Here is a 21,808-nt window from a genome sequence, read left to right as displayed (position 1 = left end):
ATTCGTTGCGTTTCAGAGCCCCGCAAATGGGCCAAGTCAAGGCGCGGCCCGCAGGGAATGGCGCCCCCTTGCCAAGGGCCGCAACGCCGAATTGGCCCATTTGCGGGGCTCCCTCCGGGCGCGGCTGTACCGGCTTGTGGCGTCGTTGCGCTCACTTGAAAGGGATCGCCATTCCTGCGCGAGCGCGCCTAACCACAAACCGGGACAGCCGCGCTGAAATGCAACGAATTGGTAATTCACGACACTAACGGGGAGGCATAGCCTCTCCTCTCCCCTACCGACTACCCATAACCCCCAATGAACGAAGACCGACCTAGTAGCACAGACACCCCTTCCCGAAGTTGGCTGGACCGCCTCACCCACCTCCTCGCCGGGGAGCCCAAGGACCGGGAAGCCCTGATCGCGGTCCTGCGCGACGCGCAGAGCCGCGACCTCCTCGACTACGATGCGCTGGCGATGATCGAGGGGACCCTCCAGGTCTCCGAGATGCAGGCCCGCGACATCATGATCCCGCGCTCGCAGATGGCGGTGGTGGAGCGTGACGCCGACCTGGAGGAGATCCTCAGGCAGGTGGTCCCCACCGGCCACTCCCGCTTCCCGGTGATCACCGAGAGCCGCGACGAGGTGGCGGGCATCCTGCTCGCCAAGGACCTGCTGCGCTACGCCGGCTGCAATCAGGAGCGCTTCAACATGCGCGACCTGCTGCGCCCGGCGATCTTCGTCCCCGAGAGCAAGCGGCTCAACGTGCTGTTGAAGGAGTTCCGCGCCAACCGCAACCACATGGCGGTGGTGGTCGACGAGTTCGGCGGGGTTGCCGGGCTGGTGACTATCGAGGACGTGCTGGAGCAGATCGTCGGCGACATTGAGGACGAGCACGACTTCGACGACGAGAAGTTCATCCTGCAGCGCTCCGAACACCACTACACCGTCAAGGGGCTGACCCCCATCGACGAGTTCAACGACTACTTCCAGTCGGCATTCAGCGACGGGGAGTTCGACACCATCGGCGGATTGGTGGTCAACGCCTTCGGCCACGTCCCCAAGCGGGGCGAGAGCACCCGTCTCGGCCGCTTCCACGTCCGCGTGCTGCACGCCGACAAACGGCGCATCCACCTGCTGCGGATGACCGTCGGCCTCGACGAAAAGAGCGAGGAGTGATCCCGCCGCGGCCCCTCGGCGAGTGGCTGGCCGGCCATCTCGGCGACCTGCTGGCCGCCGGGGCCGGCGCCCTCGCCCCCCTCGCCTTCGCCCCCTTCGGCCTGTGGCCGCTGGCAATCCTCGCCCCCGCCCTGCTCTTCCTCAGTTGGGAGGGGAGCACCCCGCGCCGCGCCCTGCTGCGCGGCTGGCTGTTCGGCCTGGGGATGTTCGGTGTCGGCGTCTCCTGGGTCCACTACAGCATCCACCAGTACGGCGGCGCGCCGCTGCCGCTGGCGATCGCCATCGCCGCCCTGCTGATCCTCTTCCTCGCCCTCTTCCCGGCGGCCCTCGGCTGGGCCTCGCGCCGCTGGGGCGCCGCCCTCTCCGCCCCGGCCCGCCTGCTCGGCCTGCTGCCGGCCGGCTGGCTGCTCGCCGAGTGGGTCCGCGGCTGGCTGCTCAGCGGTTTCCCCTGGCTCAATCTCGGCTACGCGCTGATCGACGCCCCGCTTGCCGGCCTCGCCCCGCTCGCCGGGGTCTACGGCGTCGGTTGGGCGGTCACCCTCACCGCCGGCGCCCTCGCCCTGTTGCGCCGGCAGGGGAGCGCCGCGTGGCAACCGCTCGCCGCCGTCGCCCTGCTCTGGATCGCCGCCTTCGCCCTGCGCGGCCACGCCTGGTGCGAACCGGCCGGCGAGCCGATCAGCGTCGCCCTGCTCCAGGGCAATATCGACCAGGAGCTGAAGTGGAAGGAGGGGGAACTGGAGCAGACCCTGGCGATCTACGACCGGATGACCCGGGCCGCCTTCGGCGCGCGGCTCATCGTCTGGCCGGAGACCGCGCTGCCCACCTTCTACCACCGCGAACGCTACCGTCTGCAAGGGCTCGCCCGCGCCGCGAAATTGAAAGGCAGCGACCTGCTGATCGGCGCCCCGGTGTGGGAGGGGCGCGACCGCTACTTCAACGCCATCCTCAACCCCCTCGACCCCGCCGGCTTCTACTACAAGCGCCACCTGGTACCGTTCGGCGAATACCTCCCGCTACGTCCGCTGCTCGGCGAACTGCTGCGGCTACTGGAGATCCCGATGGCGGACTTCAGCGAAGGGACCGACGACCAACCGCCGATTACCGCCGCCGGCCACCCGATCGGCGCCTCCATCTGCTACGAGGCCGCCTTCGGCGAGGAGCTGATCGACGCATTGCCCGCGGCCCAGCTGCTGCTCAACGTCAGCAACGACGCCTGGTTCGGCGACACCCTCGCCCCGCCGCAGCATCTGGAGATCGCCCGCATGCGGGCACTGGAGAGCGGGCGCTACCTGCTGCGCGCCACCAACAACGGCATCTCGGCGATCATCGGGCCGGATGGGGGGATCACCGCCCGAAGCCCGCAGTTCGAGCGCTACACCCTGAAGGGAGAGGCGGTTCCGCTGAGGGGGGCTACCCCCTATGTACGGGTGGGGAACGGGCTAGCGGTAGGGTTGGGGCTGCTCGTGATCGTCATCACGATGACACTGCCGAGACACAGGCGAAACCACTGACTCAACACCGACCCAGCCAATAGTCAGGACGCCGCCGAAGGTGAGCAACCGCCAGAACCTGGACGATTCCCACCTGTTCCCGATACAGAATGGCAAAAGGGAACCGCTCCATCCGCTTGCGGCGAATGTCAGCGGAAAATGCGATGGGGTAGCGGTGCGGAAACTGACAAACGCCGCCCATGGCAGCCTCGAACTCGGCCAGATATTCAGCCCCCAGCCCCGGCCGCTTCGACTCATAGTAGGCAACGGTCTCGAGGTGTTCAGACTCGGCCGCCGGATGGAAAACATAGTTCACCGTAGCAAGGCCCGCGCCTTGCGGCTCACCTCTTCCGCAGGGACCGGCTGAACAAGCTGATCGTCTAAATCCTTCGCGCGACGCTCCGCCTCCTCCAGCCATGCGCTCTCCACCTCGTCCACAGACGGAGCATCCAGACTAAGTAGGAGCTTGTGAGCCAGTTCGGCACGTTCCTCCTCGGACAGGTGGAGCGCTTCGACCTCGATCTGTTTCAAATTCATGGAAGGTTCCCGGACAACGCCAATCTGGCCATTCATGTCGATGTGACTACTCTAGCGCACGCACCCCGCAACGCCTACCGCCCGCCTGCACCTTCCACCCCCCCACCCCAAGGTCGTATCATTGCCCGACCACCGCCCACCAGGCCGCCGAACCGCCATGTCGACCCCCGAACCCGGACAGAGCTTCCGCCAGTTCCCCCCCTACGTCGCCCTGCTCGGGCTCAATCGCGCCCCCTTCGCGCGAGACGACGACGATTTCTTCTTCGCCCACCCGGCCTTCAACCAGCGCCTGGAGATGCTGCTCAAGCAGATCGACGGCGAGGGGCTGGTGATGATCAGCGGCGAACACGACAGCGGCAAGAGCACCCTGATCAAGCACCTGCTCGCCTGCAACGACGGCAGTTGGCGGGTCTGCCGCATCGACGCCGACCCGATGAGCGAGCCGGCCAGCCTCACCGAGCGGCTGTTCACCGTATTCGGCGACGACGGCGAGGACCGCGGCACCCTGGCCGACCTGAGCACCCGCCTGCGCGCCCGCCGCGCCCGCGACCAGAAGCCGCTGCTGATCGTCGACAACGCCCACCTGCTGCCGGAGCGCTCCCTGGAGATGGTGCTCGACATGTGCACCTGGCGCGACTCCGAGGGGATCCTGATCCAGGGGCTGCTGTTCACCGAGCCGCAGATCAAGACCTCGCTCCAGTTGGTCCCCGACGAGCTGCGCGACCGCCTGCCGATGCAGCAGATCTACATCAACGCCTTCACCCCGGCGCAGACGGCCGAATACCTGCTCCACCGCCTGCGGCTGGCCGGTCTGGAGGGGGAGCTCCCGTTCGGCGACGACGAACTGAGCCAGCTTCAGCGCGCCTCACAGGGGCTCCCTGGACGGATCGACAAGGCGGCCCACCGCGCCCTGCTGGAGCGCGCTCTCGACTCGAAGGGGGGCAAGAAGGAGCGGCGGCGCAAACCTGCCGGCGGGGGCGGCACGACGGGCGACGGCAGACGCCGCCCGCTCCGCCTCGCCCTGCTCGGCCTCGCCCTCGCCGCCCTCGCCGGCGTCGGCTACGGCGTCCTGGTCCCCCTCTCCAACGACGGCGCACCGCCGGCCGCGGCCTCCACGGAGCGGGAGCTGCACCCCCTCAGCCTGCCGCCGGCAAGCGATGAGGAACCGCCGCGGGAGACCCCGAAAGGGGAACCGGAACCGCGGCTGATGATCCGCGCCGCGGAGCCGGGAGAGGAGCAGAAAGTGGCAGAGGGGCCGTCCCCCTCGAGCGCGGCCGAAACGCCTGACGAGGCGAGCACCCCACCCGCCGCCGAACCCTCGCCCATCGCAGCGGAGCCGACCCCGGTCCCCACGCCCACCGAAACGGCGGCCGTCGAGCCCCCCGAACCCCTGCCGGCCCCGCCCATGCCGACGCCCCTCTCGTCGCCGCTGCGGACGGCCGATACGCCGATGGACGAGCAGGGCGTGCTCGCCCTCGATCCGGCCAAGTACACCATCCAGCTGATGAGCAACGAGAGCGAAGCGCAGATGCGCGAGTTCATCCACCACCACGGGCTGGGCGGACGCACCGCCCTGATCCGTCTGCGCTACCCCAACGGCGCGGACAAATACACCATCCTGTTCGGGCTTTACGACTTGAACCGCGACGCCAAGGCAGCGATCGGCGAACTGCCGGCGGAGCTGCGTGCCTACGCCCCCTGGTCGCGCAACATCTCCAAGATCCAGCAGGAACTGCGCGCCCTGGATGGGCGGTGAGCGATGGCTGGCGCAGGCAAGCGGGTCCCCGGAGCGCTCCACCGCCAGGTCCGCGGATTGATCGAAGGGCTCGGCATCAGCGCCTACCTGTTCACCCTGGAGGAACGGCCGGCGAGCTGGCGGCTGACCCTGGAGTACGCCATCTGCAGCGGCTGGTACAAGGGGGAGGTGGAGCTGGCGAAGGGGCGCCTGGCGCAGGCCGCCGAGGATGAGGACGAGGCCCGCGCGCTGGGCGCGTGGTTACGCGAACAGCTCCCCTCCTGCCCACCGCCATCAACGCCACCGTAGGTCGGTGCTACCGCGCCGACGCGAACGAAGGCACCCTGGTGAAACCCCGGGGGAGCCATTCCGAACGAGATGGCGGAGCACTCGGAAAGCGACCCACACCCCCATCCCCGCTGCCCCCGCTCACGTCGCCGCAGTAGCGGCGACCTACGTCAACCAAACAACACCGCGGCCCCCCATCCTCCCAACACTTTTTTAGCGGGATGGAAATTCGCAGAATTTCCATCCCGCTAAAAAAGGTCGATGTTGTCGTCGGGCAGCGCCTCCTCCCGTTCGGCGCGCTCGCGCCGGAACTCCACCGCCGCCGCCAGCGCCTCCTCCACGTCCCCCCCGGCCATGATGGTGTCGAACATCAGCCGCTCCTCCTCGGTGGTGTACTTGGCACGGATCTTCTCCTGCAGGCCGGCCCACTCGTAGGGGTTGTAGAGGCGGGAGTGGTCGGCGATCAGCTCCCCCAGCGCCTCGATGGAGTGGGTGACGTGGGAGAGGCGCTGGGTCAGCTTGTCGTAGAACTGCATCGCCATGATCACCTCCTGCATCATGCCGGAAACCTCGGCGACGTTGTGGCCGATCGCCTTCTTCACCTTGCCGGTCTCGCCGCGGTCGGTGAGGTGGTCGGCGGTGGCGGCGATGGTCTGCAGCGAGCCATACATGGTGGTGAACGAGTTGCCGAGGACGTTGACCGAATCGTCGCCGTCGCGCATCGAGGACTCGATCTGGGCCACGGCCAAACCGAGCATCAGCACCGTCTCCTTCACCTGGCTCCAATCCAGGTCGGGGCGGCGGGCGGAGGATTGGGCGCTCCCCTTTTTCGCCACGGTCGTCTTCTTGGCGGTGGAGCGTTTCTTCTGGCTGACGGCTGCGTTCATCGGACACTCTCCCGGGTCGTAACGGTTATCCGGCTCATTGTAACGCGGAGGATGAACCGGGGCGCAGTACCGGCATCGGTGCGCGACATAGGGCGCCCCGCGGGCGCCGTGTTCGGCGAACCCACCGAAGTCCCCGCTACCGCGTCCTGCTCTCGCGGGGTGTGCCAGGTTTCTCGCCGGTTTTCTTCTCCTTGCCGCAGTGACCCTTCGCAACCCCGCTACCGCGTCCTGCTCTCGCGGGGTGTGCCAGGTTTTTCGCCGGTTTTCTTCTCCTTGCCGCAGTGACCCTTCGCAACCCCGCTACCGCGTCCTGCTCTCGCGGGGTACCTACGTCCCTGTAGGCAAAAAAAGGCGGCCCTTAGGCCGCCAAACGTTTGCCGCAGCATCCCTGCCACCATACCAACACAAGCAAATCAGAATACTGGGAAATCGCGATAGCGAGTTCTCAGCCGCATTTGGAATCCCCGCAGTTGAGGCAGGTCATGCAGCCGTCCATCATGATCACCGCCTTGGTGTTGCACTTGCCGCACAGCTCGGCGCCGTCGGGAAAATCGCCGGGGTCTCTGCTCTCCGCCTCCTTGAGGGTGGCGTCGTACTGGGCCCGCTTCTCCTCGATCAGCTTGCGCTGGTGCTCGTCGAGCTCCTCGCTCTTGAGCATGCCGATCATCCGCAGGTGGCACTCGATGGCGTCGCCGATCTCCGCCACCAGCGAGGGCATGTACTTGCCCCCCTTCTTGAAGTAGCCGCCCTTCGGATCGAACACCGAACGCAGCTCCTCCACCAGGAAGGTGACATCCCCGCCCTTCCGGAACACCGCGGAGATGATCCGGGTCAGCGCGACGATCCACTGGAAGTGGTCCATGTTCTTCGAGTTGATGAACACCTCGAAGGGGCGGCGCAGCTCGTTGCTGGTGCCGGGGTTGAGCACGATGTCGTTGATCGTGATGTAGAGCGCGTGCTCGGAGAGCGGGGTCTTCACCTTGTAGGTGGAGCCGAGCAGCATCTCGGGACGCTCCAGCTCCTCGGTGAGGTGGACCACGTTGCCCTCGCCGGCGCGGGGCGCGCGCTTGGCCTCCTCCTTCGCCGCAGCCTGCTCCTTCTCCTCGCTGACCACGTTGTACTTGACGATCTTCTTCTCGATCTTCACTGCCATTTCGAAACTCCTCTGGAGTTTCGAATATCTGGTGCTTGAGATCACCAGACATTCGAATTCATCTTGATGTCGGTGCCGCGCCCGCGGGGACGCCGGCACTTCTCCACGTTGTCTTCCGAATATGCGAAAAACGGGTAGGGCGTGCCTCGTTCCCCGGCGCGAACCCTACGACATTTGCCACGGAGCCACGGAGGGCACGGGGCAGAAAGTATCGAATCTCCGTGTGCTCCGTGACTCCGTGGCCAATCTTCAGAATTTTCCGTAATACCCTTCCTTCAGGGCGTCGTAGAGGTTGGCGGCGGTATGCAGCTCGCCGTCGTACTCCACCTCCTCGTTGCCCTTCACCTCCAGCACGCTGCCGTCGTCGAGGGTGAAGCGGTAGGTGGTGTTGGCCAGATCCTGCTCCTTCACCAATACCCCCTGGAACGCCTCGGGGTTGAAGCGGAAGGTGGTGCACCCCTTGAGCCCCTTGTCATAGGCGTAGAGGTAGATGTCCTTGAACTTCTCGTAGGCGAATTCGGTGGGCACGTTGATGGTCTTGGAGATCGACGAGTCGATCCACTTCTGCGCCGCCGCCTGGATGTCGACGTGGGCCCGCGGGTCGATGTCCTCGGAGGAGACGAAGTAGTCGGGAAGCTGGGAGGCCTCGTCCTCGGCGAAGGGCTGGGCGTCGGGGTTGACCAGCTCGCGGTAGGCGAGCAGCTCGAACGACCAGACGTCCACCTTCTCCTTCGACTTCTTGCCCTCGCGGATCACGTTGCGCGCGTAGTGGTGGGCGAAGCTCGGCTCGATGCCGTTGGAGGCGTTGTTGGCCAGGCTGAGCGAGATGGTGCCGGTGGGGGCGATGGAGCTGTGGTGGGTGAAGCGCGCGCCCACCTCGGCCAGCTCCGCCGCCAGCTTCGGATCGGCCTGGGCGATGCGCTGCATGTAGCGGCTGTACCTGGCGTGCAGCTCGCGCCCCTTGATCGCATCGCCCACCTTCCAGCCGTCGCGCAGCATCTCGGGGCGGCGCTCGAGCATCTCCACGGTGACCTCGAACTCCTCGCCCATGATCGGCGCCGGTCCCTTCTCTCGGGCCAGCTCCAGTCCGGTGCGCCAGCCGGCCAGGGCCATCTCGCGGGTCACCTGCTCGGTGAACGCCACCGACTCCTCGGAGCCGTAGACCATGCGCAGCATGGTGACGGTGGAGCCTAGCCCCAGGTAGCCCATGCCGTGGCGCCGCTTGCGGGTGATCTCCTCACGCTGCTGCGGCATCGGCAGGCCGTTGATCTCCACCACGTTGTCGAGCATGCGGGTGAACACCGAGACCACCTCGCGGAACTCCTCCCAATCGAAGTGCGCCCCCTCGGTGAAGGGGTCGCGGACGAACTTGGTCAGGTTGATCGAGCCGAGCAGGCAGGCACCGTAGGGAGGGAGACCCTGCTCACCGCAGTTGTGGGCGTGCAGGCCGTTGGCGTCGAAGGTGTTGATGCCGGGCACCTGGACGTCATAGACCGCCTCGACCCCGTCGGCCTCCACCGCCTCCACCCGGGCGGTGAACCGCTCGCGATCGAGGGTGCGGCGGTAACCGGCGAGCAGGCCGTCCAACCGCGCCTGCTTGTCCCCGTCGGCGAAACCGATCAAGTCGCGGAAGCGGGCCAGATTCTCGCCGCTGATCACCAGCTCATGCTGCGCCTGGATCGGGAACTCCGCCCGCCCGCCATGGCCATCGGGGAGCAACGCCGTGCCGGCGGCGCGGCGATCACGGTGTACGGAGGAGGCGATGCCGAGGCGCAGCAACATCCGCTGCACCGCCTCCAGCGTCGCCGCATCGGACTGCGCGAGGCGGATCGAGACCCCCTTCTCCTGCCCACCCTGCACCGAACCATCGGCATCGAACAGGCCGCGCAGGAAGCCGCGATAGAAGTCGCTGGAGGCCCGTTCGACCTCGGCGGTGATCCCCTTGGCGCCGGGCATCATCCCCAGGTCGAAGGCGAGACCGCGAATGGCGGCGGTGGAGAACCGCAGCTCGTCGCGCCCGGCCACCGCGTACCACCCCGAGAAATCGGTGCGATGGGGCAGCGCCCGCACCGCCTCCAGGGCCTCGGCCATCACCGCCTCCACCCCGGCATCGAGTACACCATCGGCGCCGTTGGCCACCGCCCGGCGGCGCCACACCGAGAGCACCGCCTCGTCGCGCTTGAGGGTGCCGTCCCCCACCAGCAGCCCCATCAGGTAGCCCTCGCCGTGGCTGTAGGTCCCCGCCCACTCGGCATCGGCGCGATGGTCGTTGAGCAACACCCGATCGCCGGCGCGCAGCCGGCCCGCCTCGCACCACTCGGTCTCGGTGGTATAGCGGGTGAACCGGGTCACCCGGCGGACCCGGTGGTCGGCGGTCAGGCGCAGGCTGTACCCCTCGCGGGTACGCAGTCGCACCACCTCCTTGGTGGCGGTCTTGAAGAACCCCTCCGCACCGCTGGCGTGCCCCGCGCCATCCACCCGGGCGACGAACGGCGTGCCGAGCAGTTCGGCCACTTGGCGGGGCCCCGCGGCGGTCTGCACCCAGGTGTCGGCGGTGACGCAGGGGTTGGTGGCGCGGATGTTCTCGCACCACCAGTTGTTGTTCATCTCGTTGTACTGGTCGATGAGGATGAAGCCCGGCTCCGCGTAGTCGTAGGTGGAGGACATGATCACGTCCCACAGCCGGCGGGCGCGGATGGTGCGGTAGACCTTGCACGCCACCTTGCCCTCGTCGTTGACGAGGTAGGGCTCGCGCAGCGGCCACTCGCGCCACACCACCTGATCGGAATCACTGGTGTCGATGCCGTCGCTCTCCGCCTCCTCGGCGATGATCGGAAAGGCGAGCTTCCACTCGCGATCGTTCTTCACCGCCTCCATGAACTCCTTGGTCACCAGCAGCGAAAGGTTGAACTGACGCAGCCGGCCGTCCTCGCGCTTGGCGCGGATGTAGTCGAGGACATCGGGGTGGCCGACGTCGAAGGTGGACATCTGCGCGCCGCGGCGACCGCCGGCGCTGGAGACGGTGAAGCACATCTTGTCGTAGATATCCATGAACGACAGCGGCCCGGAGGTGTAGGCGCCGGCCCCGGAGACGTAGGCACCGCGCGGGCGCAGGGTGGAGAACTCGTAGCCGATGCCGCAGCCCGCCTTCAGCGTCAGCCCCGCCTCGTGGACCTTGGCGAGGATGTCGTCCATCGAGTCGCTGATCGTCCCGGAGACGGTGCAGTTGATGGTCGAGGTGGCCGGCTTGTGCTCCCAGGCACCGGCGTTGGAGGTGATCCGCCCGGCGGGGATGGCACCGCGGCGCAACGCCCAGACGAACTTCCCGAACCACTCCTCGCGCTTCGCCTCGTCCTCCTCCACGTCAGCCAGGGCGCGGGCCACCCGCTGGTAGGTGGAGTCGATGGTCTCATCGACCACCTGACCGTTCTTCGACTTGAGGCGGTACTTCTTGTCCCAGATGTCGAGGGACGCCTGCTGCATGGAGATCTCTTGATTCATGGTCTCGGGATTCGTGGAATCGGGAACGGACTTGAGGTGGGCACGGCTCATCGGACAACTCCCCAGGTGTTGTTAGGTTGCGCGTGACGGACGACGTGAAACGGGCCCGCGGAAAATCGACCGGCGACACCCGCGAACCCCTCCGTCCCGCAAATCGACGCCGGAGGCCCGGCGCCGAAAGGCGGTCGCAACGGGGACCGCCGGAAAATCCTTAACCACAAGATGTTGTGTGTCGGCGGAAAGGTTATGACCTCATACACCCCCCTGTCAAGGGCCCTTCCCGCCTTCGCACGGGAACGACAGAAATGAAGTTTTATTGTTTATAATCAATAATATAACAGTTTTTCTAATAAGCCTTTTTCCAACAAATTCAAGCACATGGCCCAATCCCGCGCCATTCGCAGGGTCACCACTATATGTTGTGGTCATTCCCATTACAGCCCACACCCCGAAAGCCCCTTTTGCGCCCCGTCCGATGCGGAGTTAGAGTAGGCCGCAGCGCACCGCAGACGGTGCCCACCGCCACACTAAGGGCTCGCGAAAGAATAACTTCCGGTTTTGGGACGCCGATCCATTCTCTCCAGCGGCGTTGCGCAAAGGGTTGCATACAACGAGTATGCGCCCCTTTGCGCGCCTTGCTGGAGCGGCGTCTCGACGCCCCAAAACCGGAAGTTATTCTTTCGCGGGCCCTAAGAAGAAGGAAAACCGAACGATGAAACGCCGTGACTTCGTCAAGCAGCTGGGGGTCGGCGCGGCCGCCGCCGGCGCCACCCTGAGCGGCGCCCCCGCCGTCGCCGCCAAGAAGATCCGCTGGAAGATGGTCACCACCTGGCCGAAGAACTTCCCCGGCCTGGGCACCGGCGCCGAGTTCCTGGCGAAGCGGATCGGCGAACTCTCCGACGGCCGCATCCAGGTAAAAGTCTTCGGGGCGAAAGAGTTGGTTCCGGAATTCGAGGTGTTCGACGCGGTCTCCCGCGGCTCAGCTCAGATGGGCCACGGCGCCGCCTACTATTGGAAAGGGAAGAGCGAGGCGGCCCAGTTCTTCACCGCCGTCCCCTTCGGCCTGACCGCCCAGGAGATGAACGCCTGGCTCTACCACGGCGGCGGCATGGAGCTGTGGCAGGAGGTCTACGCCCCCTTCGGCCTGATCCCCAACGCCGCCGGCAACACCGGCGTGCAGATGGCCGGCTGGTTCAACCGCGAGATCAAATCGGTGGCCGACCTGGAGGGGCTGAAGATGCGCATCCCCGGCCTCGGCGCCGAGGTACTGAGGCGCGCCGGCGGCACCCCGGTGTCGCTCCCCGGCGGCGAGATCTTCACCTCGCTGCAATCGGGGGCGATCGACGCCACCGAATTCGTCGGCCCCTACAACGACCTCGCCTTCGGCCTCTACAAGGCGGCCAAGTACTACTACTACCCCGGCTGGCACGAGCCGGGCAGCGCCATGGAGTGCTTCGTCAACCGGGAGGCCTTCGAGGCCCTGCCCAAGGATCTCCAGGCGATCGTCACCAATGCCACGCGGGTGGCCAACCAGGACATGCTGGCCGAGTTCACCGCGCGCAACAACACCGCCCTGCACACCCTGGTCAACGAACACCACGTCCAGGTGAAGAGGCTCCCCGACGACGTGCTGGCCAAGCTCAAGGCGCTCTCCGACGAGGTGGTCGGCGAGATCGCCGCCAAGGACCCGCTGTCGAAAAAGGTCTACGACTCCTTCCGCAGCTTCCGCGAACAGGCGATCGCCTGGCACGACATCTCCGAGCGGGCCTACCTCAACGCCCGCGGCGGCTGATCCACCAGCGACACGATCCGGCTGCGGATGCTCGACGCGGAGGGCGCAGAGAAGAGCAACAAGCCTTTGCGCCCTCTGCGTCTTTGCGGTCCCCGCGCTTTTTTCGCGGGCACCAAGAAAAACACGTGCGGTGGGAGGACTGGGAAAAAGCCTGAAACGGCAAGAGGAAAATCACCAAAAGTAATTGAAATACTTTCACTTTTCGCCCATTTTGCGGTTCAATAGCCGGACAGGGGCCCCGGTCCGCCAAGCATCCTGACGGAGGAAAACCCTCCGCAACCGAGAGCCCTCCATCACGGAATCAACCCGAAGGCAGGAGCCCCCCCTAATGAACCACCCCAGCCGGTCCGCAACAGGCGCTGCACTCCTCATCCTCTCTGCCGCGCTCCTCCCCGCCCACGCTGCAACACCCGCGGCATCGGCCGCCAAGATGGAGAACGCCTCCACCCCCCGTTCCACAATAGACCTCTGGTACGTATCGAACGCGGTCATCACGGTCGCCGTCACCAACGACGGCGGTGCCACCCAACACACCACCGGAACCTTCCTGGCGAGCGACCGATTGACGGTCTCCGCGAACATCGCCCCCGACCCGAACGCGGTCGGGCTGAACGCCGAGATCTTCATGGTGGCCAAGTGCAACAACGCCTACTACACCCGGGACGAAGGCGGGCAGTGGCTCCTCTGGGACGGTATGCCGCAATCCTTGGCGACCGCGGTCGCTTCCCACCTGTTGCCAGCGAACGAGGACGTCGACGTAATCACGGACCTCAGCGGGCTGCGCGGGGACTTCACCGTCTTCGTGGGCTATCAGGTCGGAGGCGAGCTGGCGTACAACATCACCCCTCTGACCTTCACCGTCGAGTGACCTCAGGCGACTTGGAGCGACGTGGACCGCCCCGCGAAACGGCGGGAAATGCAGAGGAGACTGCGACCATGAAGCACAGGACGACAGGCTGGAAACGCCTTCTCTTCACGGTGGCGTTCGTTCTGGCGGCACCGATTGGAGCAACCGCTGCACCCCTGTTCCCGGAACCAAGCGACTCCGCTGCCGCTGGCGCGATGGACCCCGCCCCCTCCCTCGGAGCGACTTTCTCGGGCGCCCCCACGGCCGCGTCGATCCACCCGAGCGTCTCAGGTAACGGAGGTGTCACCCAACTTATCTACGGCGACTTTTTGGCAGGTGACCTGCTGGAGGTCTCCGCAACCATCGAAACCGACCCGGCAGACGTCGGCGCCACCGGCTCGCTGGTAGCCGTGGCCATCTTCTATAGCGAGCCCTCCCACATGCACTTCTATATGCGCGACGGGAAACAGTGGTACCCGTGGGACGGCGAAGCGGAGAGTCTCACCGCCGCGGAAGGACCTCATCCGCTTTCCGCCATCGAGCACTTCGACATCGCCAGCCTGACCGGAATACGAGGCACCTTCTTGGTCTTCGCCGGCTACCAGACAGGAGAAGAGGTTGTCTACGGCAACACCCCCGTGTACTTCACCGTCGAATAGCCGCCCCCCCCTTGCCTTCCGCCCGCGAAGAGGAAACCTCTGCATTGTCTAAGATTTCTCTTACAATAAAATCAGGATTTGACTTATACCGAGTGAAATTGAAAAAATCGAAGGCGAACCGCGGACCCGCCGCCTCCAGGGAAGGGGGGCACCACTCCAGCCGAGGCAATCGTCGTGAATCCCCTTTCCACACCCCGCCCTTTCGCGACCGTCCTCCTTTTTCCGCTCCTCTGCGCCCTCTCCGCTCCTGCGCCGGCCGCCGACGACCTCGCCGCGCTCTACGGCGACGAGCCTGAGCTGCTGCTCGCCACCGGCACCGCCAAACCCCTCTCGCGCGCCCCCGCGGTGGCGACGGTGATCACCGCCGACGACATCGAGGCGATGGGCGCCAACGAACTGGACGAGGTGCTGGAGAGCGTCCCCGGCCTCCACGTCTCCGCCCATCCGATCGCCTACAACGCCCTCTACCAGATCCGCGGCATCGCCAGCGAGTTCAACCCCCAGGTGCTGATGATGGTCAACGGCTTCCCGATCACCAGCATCTTCCACGGCGATCGCGGCAACGTCTGGGGCGGCATGCCGGTGGCGGCGATCCAGCGCATCGAGGTGGTACGCGGCCCCGGCTCGGCGCTCTACGGCGCCGACGCCTTCTCCGGCGTCATCAACATCGTCACCAAGGGTCCCGACGATCTCCACGGCAGCGAGGCGCGGGCCGGTATCGGCAGCGACGGCATCCGCCGCGTCAGCCTGCTCCACGGCGGCCGGATCGGCGGCGTGCGTGCCGCCTTCATCCTCGAGGCCGACACCACCGACGGCGCCGATCCGTGGATCGCCGCCGACGCCCAGAGCGGCCTCGACACCACCTTCGGCACCAGCGCCTCCCTCGCCCCCGGCCCGGTCAACCGGCAACGCGAGCGGCTGGACCTGCGCCTCGACCTGGCCAAGGGGCCGTGGCGGCTGCGCGGCGCCTACGAGGGCCGTGCCAACATGGGCACCGGTGGCGGCGTCGCCCAGGCCCTCGACCCCGCGGGCGAAGTGAACCGCGACCGGTTGACCGCCGACCTCACCTGGAACCGGGAGGTCGCCCCGCAGTGGGACGTCACTGTCGAGGCGGCGTTCCACCGCTACCGCCAGTGGACCGACCTGATCCTCTACCCCGCCGGTACGCGCTTCGCCGCCAGCCTCTTTCCCGACGGCATGATCGGCAACCCGGACGTCGCCGAACGCCACCTGCGGCTGCAGGCCTCGGCGGTCCACACCGGCATCGCCGACCACCGCGTCCGCCTCGGCGTCGGGTTGTTCGGCGATGAGATCTACCAGACCCGCGAGGGCAAGAACTTCGTCATCGACCCGCTCACCGGACTGCCGGTCTACACCGGCGCGGTGGTCGACGTCGACGACACCCCCCGGGTGTTCCTCCCCGAGGAGTCGCGCCACGGCGCCTTCGCCTACCTGCAGGACGAGTGGCAGTTCGCCCCCGACTGGGAGCTGACCGCCGGCATGCGCTACGACCACTACTCCGACGTCGGCGGCACGCTGAACCCGCGCCTCGCCCTGGTCTGGGCCACCCACTACGCGCTGACCACCAAGCTGCTCTACGGCCGCGCCTTCCGCGCCCCCAGCTTCGCCGAACTCTACAACCAGGCCAACCCGGTCTACTTCGGCAACCCGGCGCTCAAACCGGAGACCATCGACACCCTCGAACTCTCCTTCGTCTACCACCCCGCCGCCAGTTGGAGCGGCACGCTGAGCACCTACCGCTACGCCATGCGCGACATCATCCGCACGGTACCCGACCCGGCCCCGGCGACCAGCGTCACCGAACGCAACGCCGGCTCGCAGGACGGCTACGGCATGGAGCTGGAGGGACGCTGGGCGGCCAGCGACACCCTCGACCTGAGCGCCAACTACGCCTGGCAACACGCCGAGGACACCCAGCGGGACAGCGCCGTCGGCCTCGCCCCGCAACACCAGCTCTACCTCCGCGCCGACTGGCGGATCACCCCCCGCTGGCGCCTCGACGGGCGCGTCAACCGGGTCTCCGACCGCGCCCGCCCACCCGGCGACAGCCGCCCCGCGACCGACGACTACACCCTCACCAGCCTCGCCCTGCACTACCGCGAGCCCCACGCCAAGTGGGGCGCGCACCTCACCGTGGACAACCTGTTCGACGAGCGCGCGCTGGAGCCGACGCCTCCCTCCGGCCTGATCCCCGGCGACCTGCCGCTGGCCGGGCGCACCCTCTACGCCAGTATCGACTACCGCTTCTGAACCCGCGGATCCCGCGTCGGCGGCTCCCCGTTTATCGCCCGGCAGCGCGTTTCACGCAATCGGGCTCGCCATACGCGCAGCGCACGACGATCCGCCAAAGGGCGAAGATGGACGTTTCAGGCGGGGAGCAGACTACTGGGATCTGGAGGTCTGGCGGCCGGAGAGGCACCAGGAGTGCGAATGAAGGGATCGGTAGGAAGGTGTGAAGGGGATCCCACTGCCGCCGCAAGGATCTGCAACGGCAGTGGACGCCTGGAGTCCTTAGGACTTCTTGACCCAGGACTTGCACCAGCCGACGGCCGGCACGTCCTTGCCGCCGAAGATCGGGCAGGGGCCGGTGGGGTTGGCACCGCCCTGGTACAGCGCGCAGTTGGCGCAGTCCTGGTCGGCCTTCTCGCTCTTCAGGGTGAACTCCATCGCCTTGGCCAGGGCGTCATCGGGGTTCAACGCCTCGGCGGAAGCGGTAGCGGAATAGCTGAGGGTAGCGACAACCGGAATAGCGGCAAGGCCCTTCAGCACCGCACGGCGGCTAACATTTTTTTGATTCATCTAGATGACTCCTTAATGAGCACACAACAAGTTTGATTCAGCTGCGCCTCGCGATGGGCGGGCGGGCCACGGCCCTTGGCAGCATCGCTCAACGTATTGGATTCTCGCATGCAGAACAAGTAATTTTTGCACTACGCAGGGAGCAACCGCCGGAAAGGGGCGCCGCGGCCGCCCGTTGGCGCCCCTCCGCACAGGGGGCCACCAACGAGAAAGGGGCCCTGCCGGGCCCCTTCCGATCTCCGCATGTAGCAGGCGCTCAGTTGGACGTGGTGGTACCGTCGCTGGAACCGTCCGTGGAGCTCCCATCCGTGGAGCTGCCGTCACTCGAGGAATCGTCGGAGGAGGAGTCGTCGGACGAAGAGTCGCCGCTGGCACTGTCGTCACCGCCGGAGGTGTCGTCGCCGCTGGCGCTGTCATCACCGCCAGAGGTGTCGCCTCCGGCGGCCTCGTCGTCGCCGGCACCGAGGGCCTCGTCATCGCCGAAGCCGTCGCCGTCACTGTCGTTGTCGAACTCGCCGTCACCGTCGGCGTCGGCCGGATCGGTGGTCTCGCTGAAGCGCACCCGCTCGACGCTGAGCAGGCCGCGGAACCCCTGGTACCAGTCGTCGATATTGAGCGGATCACCGCCGGGCACGGTGAGCACCAGACCGAGCTGGTAGTCGCCGGGGGTGAGCTGGCTGGTGTCGAGGTCGGTCAGCTCCACCAGACTGACCACCGAATCGGGGATGTCGCTGGTCAGCGGCACCGGGATGGCCGCGCCGCCCGGCACATGGATCACGATGTAGCTCTCCGCCTCGCCGTTCCAGATGGCGGTGAGGCTGCTCGGGTAGACCACCCGCACCTGGAGGGTGTCCCCCGGATAGTAGACGTGGCGGCTGGGAACGATCAGCCCGCGACCGGAACCGGGGCTCCCCTGGGCGTGGGCGTTGGCCGAATTGCCGTGGTCGGCGTTGGACTGGCCGCCGCCGGTGTCGTCGGGGCGGGCCGCAACGGCCGGCAGGGAGAGGGTGGCGGCGAGGGTCGCGGCTGCGAGCCAGTGGAGGGGGTGTTTCATGGCAACGTCTCCTGGTGTGATTAAGGGCCGTGCGCGATCCGTGGCCGGCTCAGGATTTTCCTCACACTCTAGCCAGCGGCGCGATTGATACAACCCCATCACGGACCATCGGCCCGGTTGAGCGGATGGGCGGCATCCCGCGGGGCCGCCTCCTTGGATATCCCGGATTCAGGAGAGGGTGCGCTGCATGTACTCGCGGATCGCCCCGGCGTCGGCCGGCAGGATCTCCATGCGGCTCTCCCGCTCCATCAGGTCGGCAAACGATGCCGGCAGCGGCTCCTCGCGGCCAATCGCCCGCTGCACCGCCTCGGTGAACTTGGCCGGGTGGGCGGTGGCGAGGCAGACCGCGCCGTCCACGCCCTCTGCCCGCGCCGCCGCCACCCCCACCGCGGTGTGCGGGTCGAGCACGTAGCCGGTCGCCTCGAACACCTCGCGGATGGTGGCCAGGGTCTGCTCCTCGTCCACCGCGTGGGCGGCGAAGTCGGTGTGCACCTGCGCCAGCTTCTCTTCGCTCACCTCCAGCCGGCCGGTCGCGGCGAACCCCTCCATCAGCCCCTTCACCGCGGTGGCATCCCCATCCATCAGGTAGTAGAGGTAGCGCTCGAAGTTGGAGGAGACCTGGATGTCCATCGCCGGCGAGAGGGTGGCGTAGCACTCGCCCGAGGCGTAGGCGCCGCTGGCGACGAAGCGGGCGAGGATGTCGTTGCGGTTGGTGGCGATCACCATCCGCTCCACCGGCAGCCCCATCCGTTTGGCCACATAGCCGGCGAAGATGTCGCCGAAGTTGCCGGTGGGCACGCTGAAGACCGGCTTGTGGTTGACGTCACCGCCGCTCAGCCGGCCCCAGGCGTGGAAGTAGTAGACGATCTGCGCCGCGATCCGCGCCCAGTTGATGGAGTTGACCGCGCCGAGCTGGTAGTCGCGCTTGAAGTCGGCGTCGCCGAACAGCTGCTTGACGATCCCCTGGGCGTCGTCGAAGGAGCCCTCGATGGCGATGTTGTGGACGTTGCCATCGAGCACCGAGGTCATCTGCCGCTCCTGCACCGGCGAGACCCGGTTGTGGGGGTGGAGGATGAAGATGTCGATGTTCGCCTTGCCGCGCACGCCGTAGATCGCCGCCGAGCCGGTATCGCCGGAGGTGGCGCCGATGATGTTGAGCTTGCCCCCGTCACGCTTCAGCAGGTACTCGAAGAGGTTGCCGAGGAACTGCAGCGCAACGTCCTTGAAAGCCAGCGTCGGGCCATGGAACAGCTCCAGCACCTGGAAGCCGTCCACCGCCACCAGCGGGGTCACCTCGGGGTGGGTGAAGGTGGCGTAGGAGCGGCGGATCAGCTCCGCCAGGTCGTCGCGGGGGATGTCGTCGCCGACGAAGCGGCCGATCACCTCGATCGCCAGCTCGGCAAAGGGGAGCCCGGCCCAGGCGGCCAGGGTCTCGGCGTCGACGGTGGGAATCGTCTCGGGAAGCAGCAGGCCGCCGTCGGAGGCGAGCCCCATCATCACGGCCTGGGAGAAGGTGAGGGGCGCCACGCCCCCGCGGGTCGAAAGATAACGCATGGATCGGACCTTGAGTGGTGTTGCATCGATCGGCGCGCGCGCTCCGGCAACGCCGCCTGGAGAAGCCGCGTATTGTACAGGCTCGGGTGGAGTCGGACACCCGCCGGCCCGACATGGCGGAGAAGGCCCCCTCCGACAGCGTACCGGGTGGCTCGAATCCGGTCCTCGTGATCAACGCGGAGCCGCGACAAAACTACTTGAGCCACATCAACCCAAGGAAAAAAGGCGTTTTTCCGCCGTTCCCAGCCCCCCTGGGAGCGGTTAAAATTCACCTACCCCCTCTACCCCCCCCGCCTCCGACCACCATGACCGACGGCCTCATCGACCCCCACGGGCGGCGCATCGAGTACGTGCGGCTCTCCGTCACCGACCGTTGCGACCTGCGCTGCTTCTACTGCCTGCCGAAGGGCTTCAAGGAGTTCCGTCCGCCGCGGGAGTGGCTCACCGCGGAGGAGACCGTGCGGGTGATGGCGGCGTTCGCCGCCCTTGGCACCCGGCGCATCCGGGTCACCGGCGGCGAACCCCTGGTGCGCCGCGACATCGTCCCGCTGGTCCGCGCACTGGCCGCCATCCCCGGCATCGACGACCTCTCCCTCTCCACCAACGCCACCCAACTGGAGCGCCACGCCGACGGCCTCCGTGAGGCCGGCATCCAGCGCATCAACGTCAGCCTCGACACCCTCGACCCGGCGCGTTTCCGCGAGATCACCCGCGGCGAGCTGGCGCCGGTGATCCGCGGCCTCGAACGCGCCGCCGCGGTGGGTCTCCAGCCGGTGAAGATCAACATGGTGGTGATGAAGGGGATCAATGATCACGAGGTCTTCGACATGGTCGAGTTCTGCCGCGACCACGGCTTCACCCTGCGCTTCATCGAGGCGATGCCGGTGGGCGACGGCGGGCGGCGCGCCGGCGACCACTTCGTCGACCTCGACGAGGTGCGCCGGCGGCTCGCCGAGCGTTTCGAGCTGATCCCCGATCTGTTCCCCGGCGGCGGCCCCGCCCGCTACGTCCGCCTCGGCGCCAGCGAGCTGCGCATCGGTTTCATCACCCCCCTCTCCCGCCACTTCTGCGACACCTGCAACCGGGTGCGCCTGGCGGTCGACGGCACCCTTTTCATGTGCCTCGGCCAGGACCACCAGTACCCGCTACGCCCGCTGCTGCGCGCCGGCGCGAGCGACGAGGCGCTGCACGCGGCGATCCTCGAGGCGATCGCCCTCAAACCGCAGAAACACGAATTCCAGGAAAAACCCGACCGGATCCTCCGCTACATGTCCCTCACCGGCGGCTGAACCCGCATTCGATACGGCGCCCGATGATCGAACCATGGAGGGCATGGGGCGGAACGAAAAACATGAAGTCTTCTTCCTGCCCTTCGTTCCGCTTCATGCCCTTCATGGTTAGAATCCCCGGTTTGCGACCGAGAAAGGGGAATGAACGATGGATTGGGGCGAGCAGGCACTGCTGGATGGACGTGTTCACGAGGGCTTCCAGGCCTACGAAGAGCGCCTTGCCGCGCCGGAGATCGCCGACCACGCCGAGCAGGTCTTCCGCTCCTTCGGGATGTCCGCCCAACAGCTGGAGCCGTTCCGCTGGCGCGGCCAGAATCCGGCGCGCAAGGCCATCCTGGTCTACCCCGAACAGGGCTACGGCGACGCCATCTTCTTCTCCCGCTTCCTGCTGCCGCTGAAGCAGAAGAAGTGCACCATCCTGCTGAAGGCCCAGGACCGCTTGGAGTCGCTGTTCGAGGCGAGCTTCGCCTTCTGCGACTACCTCTCCCCCGACCGCCCCCATCAGGTGGACATCCAGTACATCAGTTCACTGCTCTCGCTGCCCTGCCACCTCGGGGTCAAGAAATACGACCGCAAGGGGCGCTACATCAATCCGCCGCAGCACCACCCCCGCGCAGCCCTGATCGACGACGGCGACGACGCCCGGCGGGTCGGGCTGTGCTGGAGGAGCAACGTCGGCACCGAGCTGGCGCACAGCAAATCGATCGACCTGCCGACGATCCTCGACGAGGCGCGCCGCGCGGAGGGGGGAGAGCGGAGCGCCTTCTACTCCTTCCAGCTCCAGCCCACCGGGCAGGAACGGGAGCTTTTCGCGACCCACGGCGTCCATGACCTCGCCCCCGCGCTGGACGACTTCTCCGACACCGCCCACTTCCTCTCCCGGATGGACCGGGTGATCACCATCGACACCGCCGTGGCCCATCTGGCGGCCGCCATCGGAACACCGACCACGGTACTGCTCACCAACCGCCGCGAATGGCGCTGGGCCCACGACGACGGCCACAGCCGCTGGTACCGCCACGCCACGGTGCGGCAGGTCTAGCC

The 21,808-nt window shown here is 66.9% G+C and carries 18 protein-coding genes; 10 read left to right on the top strand and 8 right to left on the bottom strand.

Annotated elements, in window-relative coordinates:
* Positions 1–297: 297 nt before the first annotated feature.
* A complete protein-coding gene (locus ACYQ2W_RS00820) occupies positions 298–1,158 on the top strand; it encodes a CorC family transporter (RefSeq protein ID WP_459862457.1) in 861 nt (286 codons plus the stop codon).
* Positions 1,155–2,669 (top strand): apolipoprotein N-acyltransferase, encoded by a 1,515-nt coding sequence (lnt, locus tag ACYQ2W_RS00815; RefSeq protein WP_459862456.1) that lies wholly within the window; start codon positions 1,155–1,157, stop codon positions 2,667–2,669. The genes ACYQ2W_RS00820 and lnt overlap by 4 nt, the downstream gene beginning before the upstream one ends.
* Position 2,670: 1 nt before the next feature.
* On the opposite strand, the gene ACYQ2W_RS00810 is transcribed toward lnt, so the two are convergent.
* Positions 2,671–2,964 carry a type II toxin-antitoxin system RelE/ParE family toxin gene (locus ACYQ2W_RS00810; RefSeq protein WP_459862454.1) on the bottom strand — a complete coding sequence of 98 codons (294 nt, stop codon included), beginning with the start codon at positions 2,962–2,964 and terminating at the stop codon, positions 2,671–2,673.
* Positions 2,961–3,185, bottom strand: coding sequence for an addiction module protein (locus ACYQ2W_RS00805; protein ID WP_459862452.1), 225 nt, complete (start codon positions 3,183–3,185; stop codon positions 2,961–2,963). Before ACYQ2W_RS00805 ends, ACYQ2W_RS00810 begins: the two co-directional genes overlap by 4 nt.
* Positions 3,186–3,342: 157 nt before the next feature.
* Here ACYQ2W_RS00805 and ACYQ2W_RS00800 point away from each other — a divergent pair, with 157 nt between their 5' ends.
* Together ACYQ2W_RS00800 and ACYQ2W_RS00795 are read left to right on the top strand one after the other, a co-directional pair.
* Positions 3,343–4,941 (top strand): AAA family ATPase, encoded by a 1,599-nt coding sequence (locus tag ACYQ2W_RS00800; RefSeq protein WP_459862450.1) that lies wholly within the window; start codon positions 3,343–3,345, stop codon positions 4,939–4,941.
* Positions 4,942–4,944: 3 nt separating this feature from the next.
* Positions 4,945–5,229: a hypothetical protein gene (locus ACYQ2W_RS00795; RefSeq protein WP_459862448.1), complete on the top strand. Its 285-nt coding sequence runs from the start codon at positions 4,945–4,947 to the stop codon at positions 5,227–5,229.
* 227 nt (positions 5,230–5,456) lie between these two features.
* On the opposite strand, the gene ACYQ2W_RS00790 is transcribed toward ACYQ2W_RS00795, so the two are convergent.
* The 3 genes from ACYQ2W_RS00790 to ACYQ2W_RS00780 all read right to left on the bottom strand — a co-directional run bounded on the left by ACYQ2W_RS00790 (position 5,457) and on the right by ACYQ2W_RS00780 (position 10,749).
* Entirely contained in the window at positions 5,457–6,095 is a 639-nt protein-coding gene (locus ACYQ2W_RS00790) for a hypothetical protein (protein WP_459862446.1), read from the bottom strand.
* A gap of 445 nt (positions 6,096–6,540) precedes the next feature.
* Positions 6,541–7,248 carry a TSCPD domain-containing protein gene (locus tag ACYQ2W_RS00785; protein WP_459862444.1) on the bottom strand — a complete coding sequence of 236 codons (708 nt, stop codon included), beginning with the start codon at positions 7,246–7,248 and terminating at the stop codon, positions 6,541–6,543.
* Between the two features lie 249 nt (positions 7,249–7,497).
* The gene (locus tag ACYQ2W_RS00780) at positions 7,498–10,749 is read right to left on the bottom strand and encodes an LAGLIDADG family homing endonuclease (protein ID WP_459862442.1); all 3,252 of its coding nucleotides are present in this window, start codon (positions 10,747–10,749) and stop codon (positions 7,498–7,500) included.
* Between the two features lie 712 nt (positions 10,750–11,461).
* Between ACYQ2W_RS00780 and ACYQ2W_RS00775 the strand changes: the two genes are divergently transcribed.
* From ACYQ2W_RS00775 to ACYQ2W_RS00760, 4 genes are all read left to right on the top strand, one after another.
* Positions 11,462–12,541, top strand: coding sequence for a TRAP transporter substrate-binding protein (locus ACYQ2W_RS00775; protein ID WP_459862440.1), 1,080 nt, complete (start codon positions 11,462–11,464; stop codon positions 12,539–12,541).
* A 328-nt stretch (positions 12,542–12,869) separates the two neighbouring features.
* Positions 12,870–13,409 carry a hypothetical protein gene (locus ACYQ2W_RS00770; RefSeq protein ID WP_459862438.1) on the top strand — a complete coding sequence of 180 codons (540 nt, stop codon included), beginning with the start codon at positions 12,870–12,872 and terminating at the stop codon, positions 13,407–13,409.
* 68 nt (positions 13,410–13,477) lie between these two features.
* Positions 13,478–14,047, top strand: a complete 570-nt coding sequence (locus ACYQ2W_RS00765) for a hypothetical protein (protein ID WP_459862436.1) — start codon at positions 13,478–13,480, stop codon at positions 14,045–14,047.
* A gap of 174 nt (positions 14,048–14,221) precedes the next feature.
* Positions 14,222–16,318, top strand: coding sequence for a TonB-dependent receptor plug domain-containing protein (locus ACYQ2W_RS00760; protein ID WP_459862434.1), 2,097 nt, complete (start codon positions 14,222–14,224; stop codon positions 16,316–16,318).
* 261 nt (positions 16,319–16,579) lie between these two features.
* Here the strand turns inward: ACYQ2W_RS00760 and ACYQ2W_RS00755 are convergent, their stop codons facing one another.
* The 3 genes from ACYQ2W_RS00755 to thrC form a co-directional block, all read right to left on the bottom strand.
* A complete protein-coding gene (locus ACYQ2W_RS00755; protein ID WP_459862432.1) occupies positions 16,580–16,867 on the bottom strand; it encodes a high-potential iron-sulfur protein in 288 nt (95 codons plus the stop codon).
* Between the two features lie 256 nt (positions 16,868–17,123).
* Positions 17,124–17,921, bottom strand: a complete 798-nt coding sequence (locus ACYQ2W_RS00750; RefSeq protein WP_459862431.1) for a hypothetical protein — start codon at positions 17,919–17,921, stop codon at positions 17,124–17,126.
* 168 nt (positions 17,922–18,089) lie between these two features.
* On the bottom strand, positions 18,090–19,475 hold the full coding sequence (thrC, locus tag ACYQ2W_RS00745; protein WP_459862428.1) for a threonine synthase: 1,386 nt from the start codon (positions 19,473–19,475) through the stop codon (positions 18,090–18,092).
* Between the two features lie 305 nt (positions 19,476–19,780).
* Between thrC and moaA the strand changes: the two genes are divergently transcribed.
* Both moaA and ACYQ2W_RS00735 read left to right on the top strand, forming a co-directional pair.
* The gene (gene moaA / locus ACYQ2W_RS00740) at positions 19,781–20,764 is read left to right on the top strand and encodes a GTP 3',8-cyclase MoaA (protein WP_459862425.1); all 984 of its coding nucleotides are present in this window, start codon (positions 19,781–19,783) and stop codon (positions 20,762–20,764) included.
* Between the two features lie 148 nt (positions 20,765–20,912).
* The gene (locus tag ACYQ2W_RS00735) at positions 20,913–21,806 is read left to right on the top strand and encodes a glycosyltransferase family 9 protein (protein ID WP_459862422.1); all 894 of its coding nucleotides are present in this window, start codon (positions 20,913–20,915) and stop codon (positions 21,804–21,806) included.
* The last annotated feature ends 2 nt before the right edge of the window (positions 21,807–21,808 follow it).

The organism is Endothiovibrio diazotrophicus (assembly GCF_054657215.1).
The sequence above is the reverse complement of the archived record's forward strand: the minus strand, read 5'-3'. Positions and strand labels throughout refer to the sequence as shown.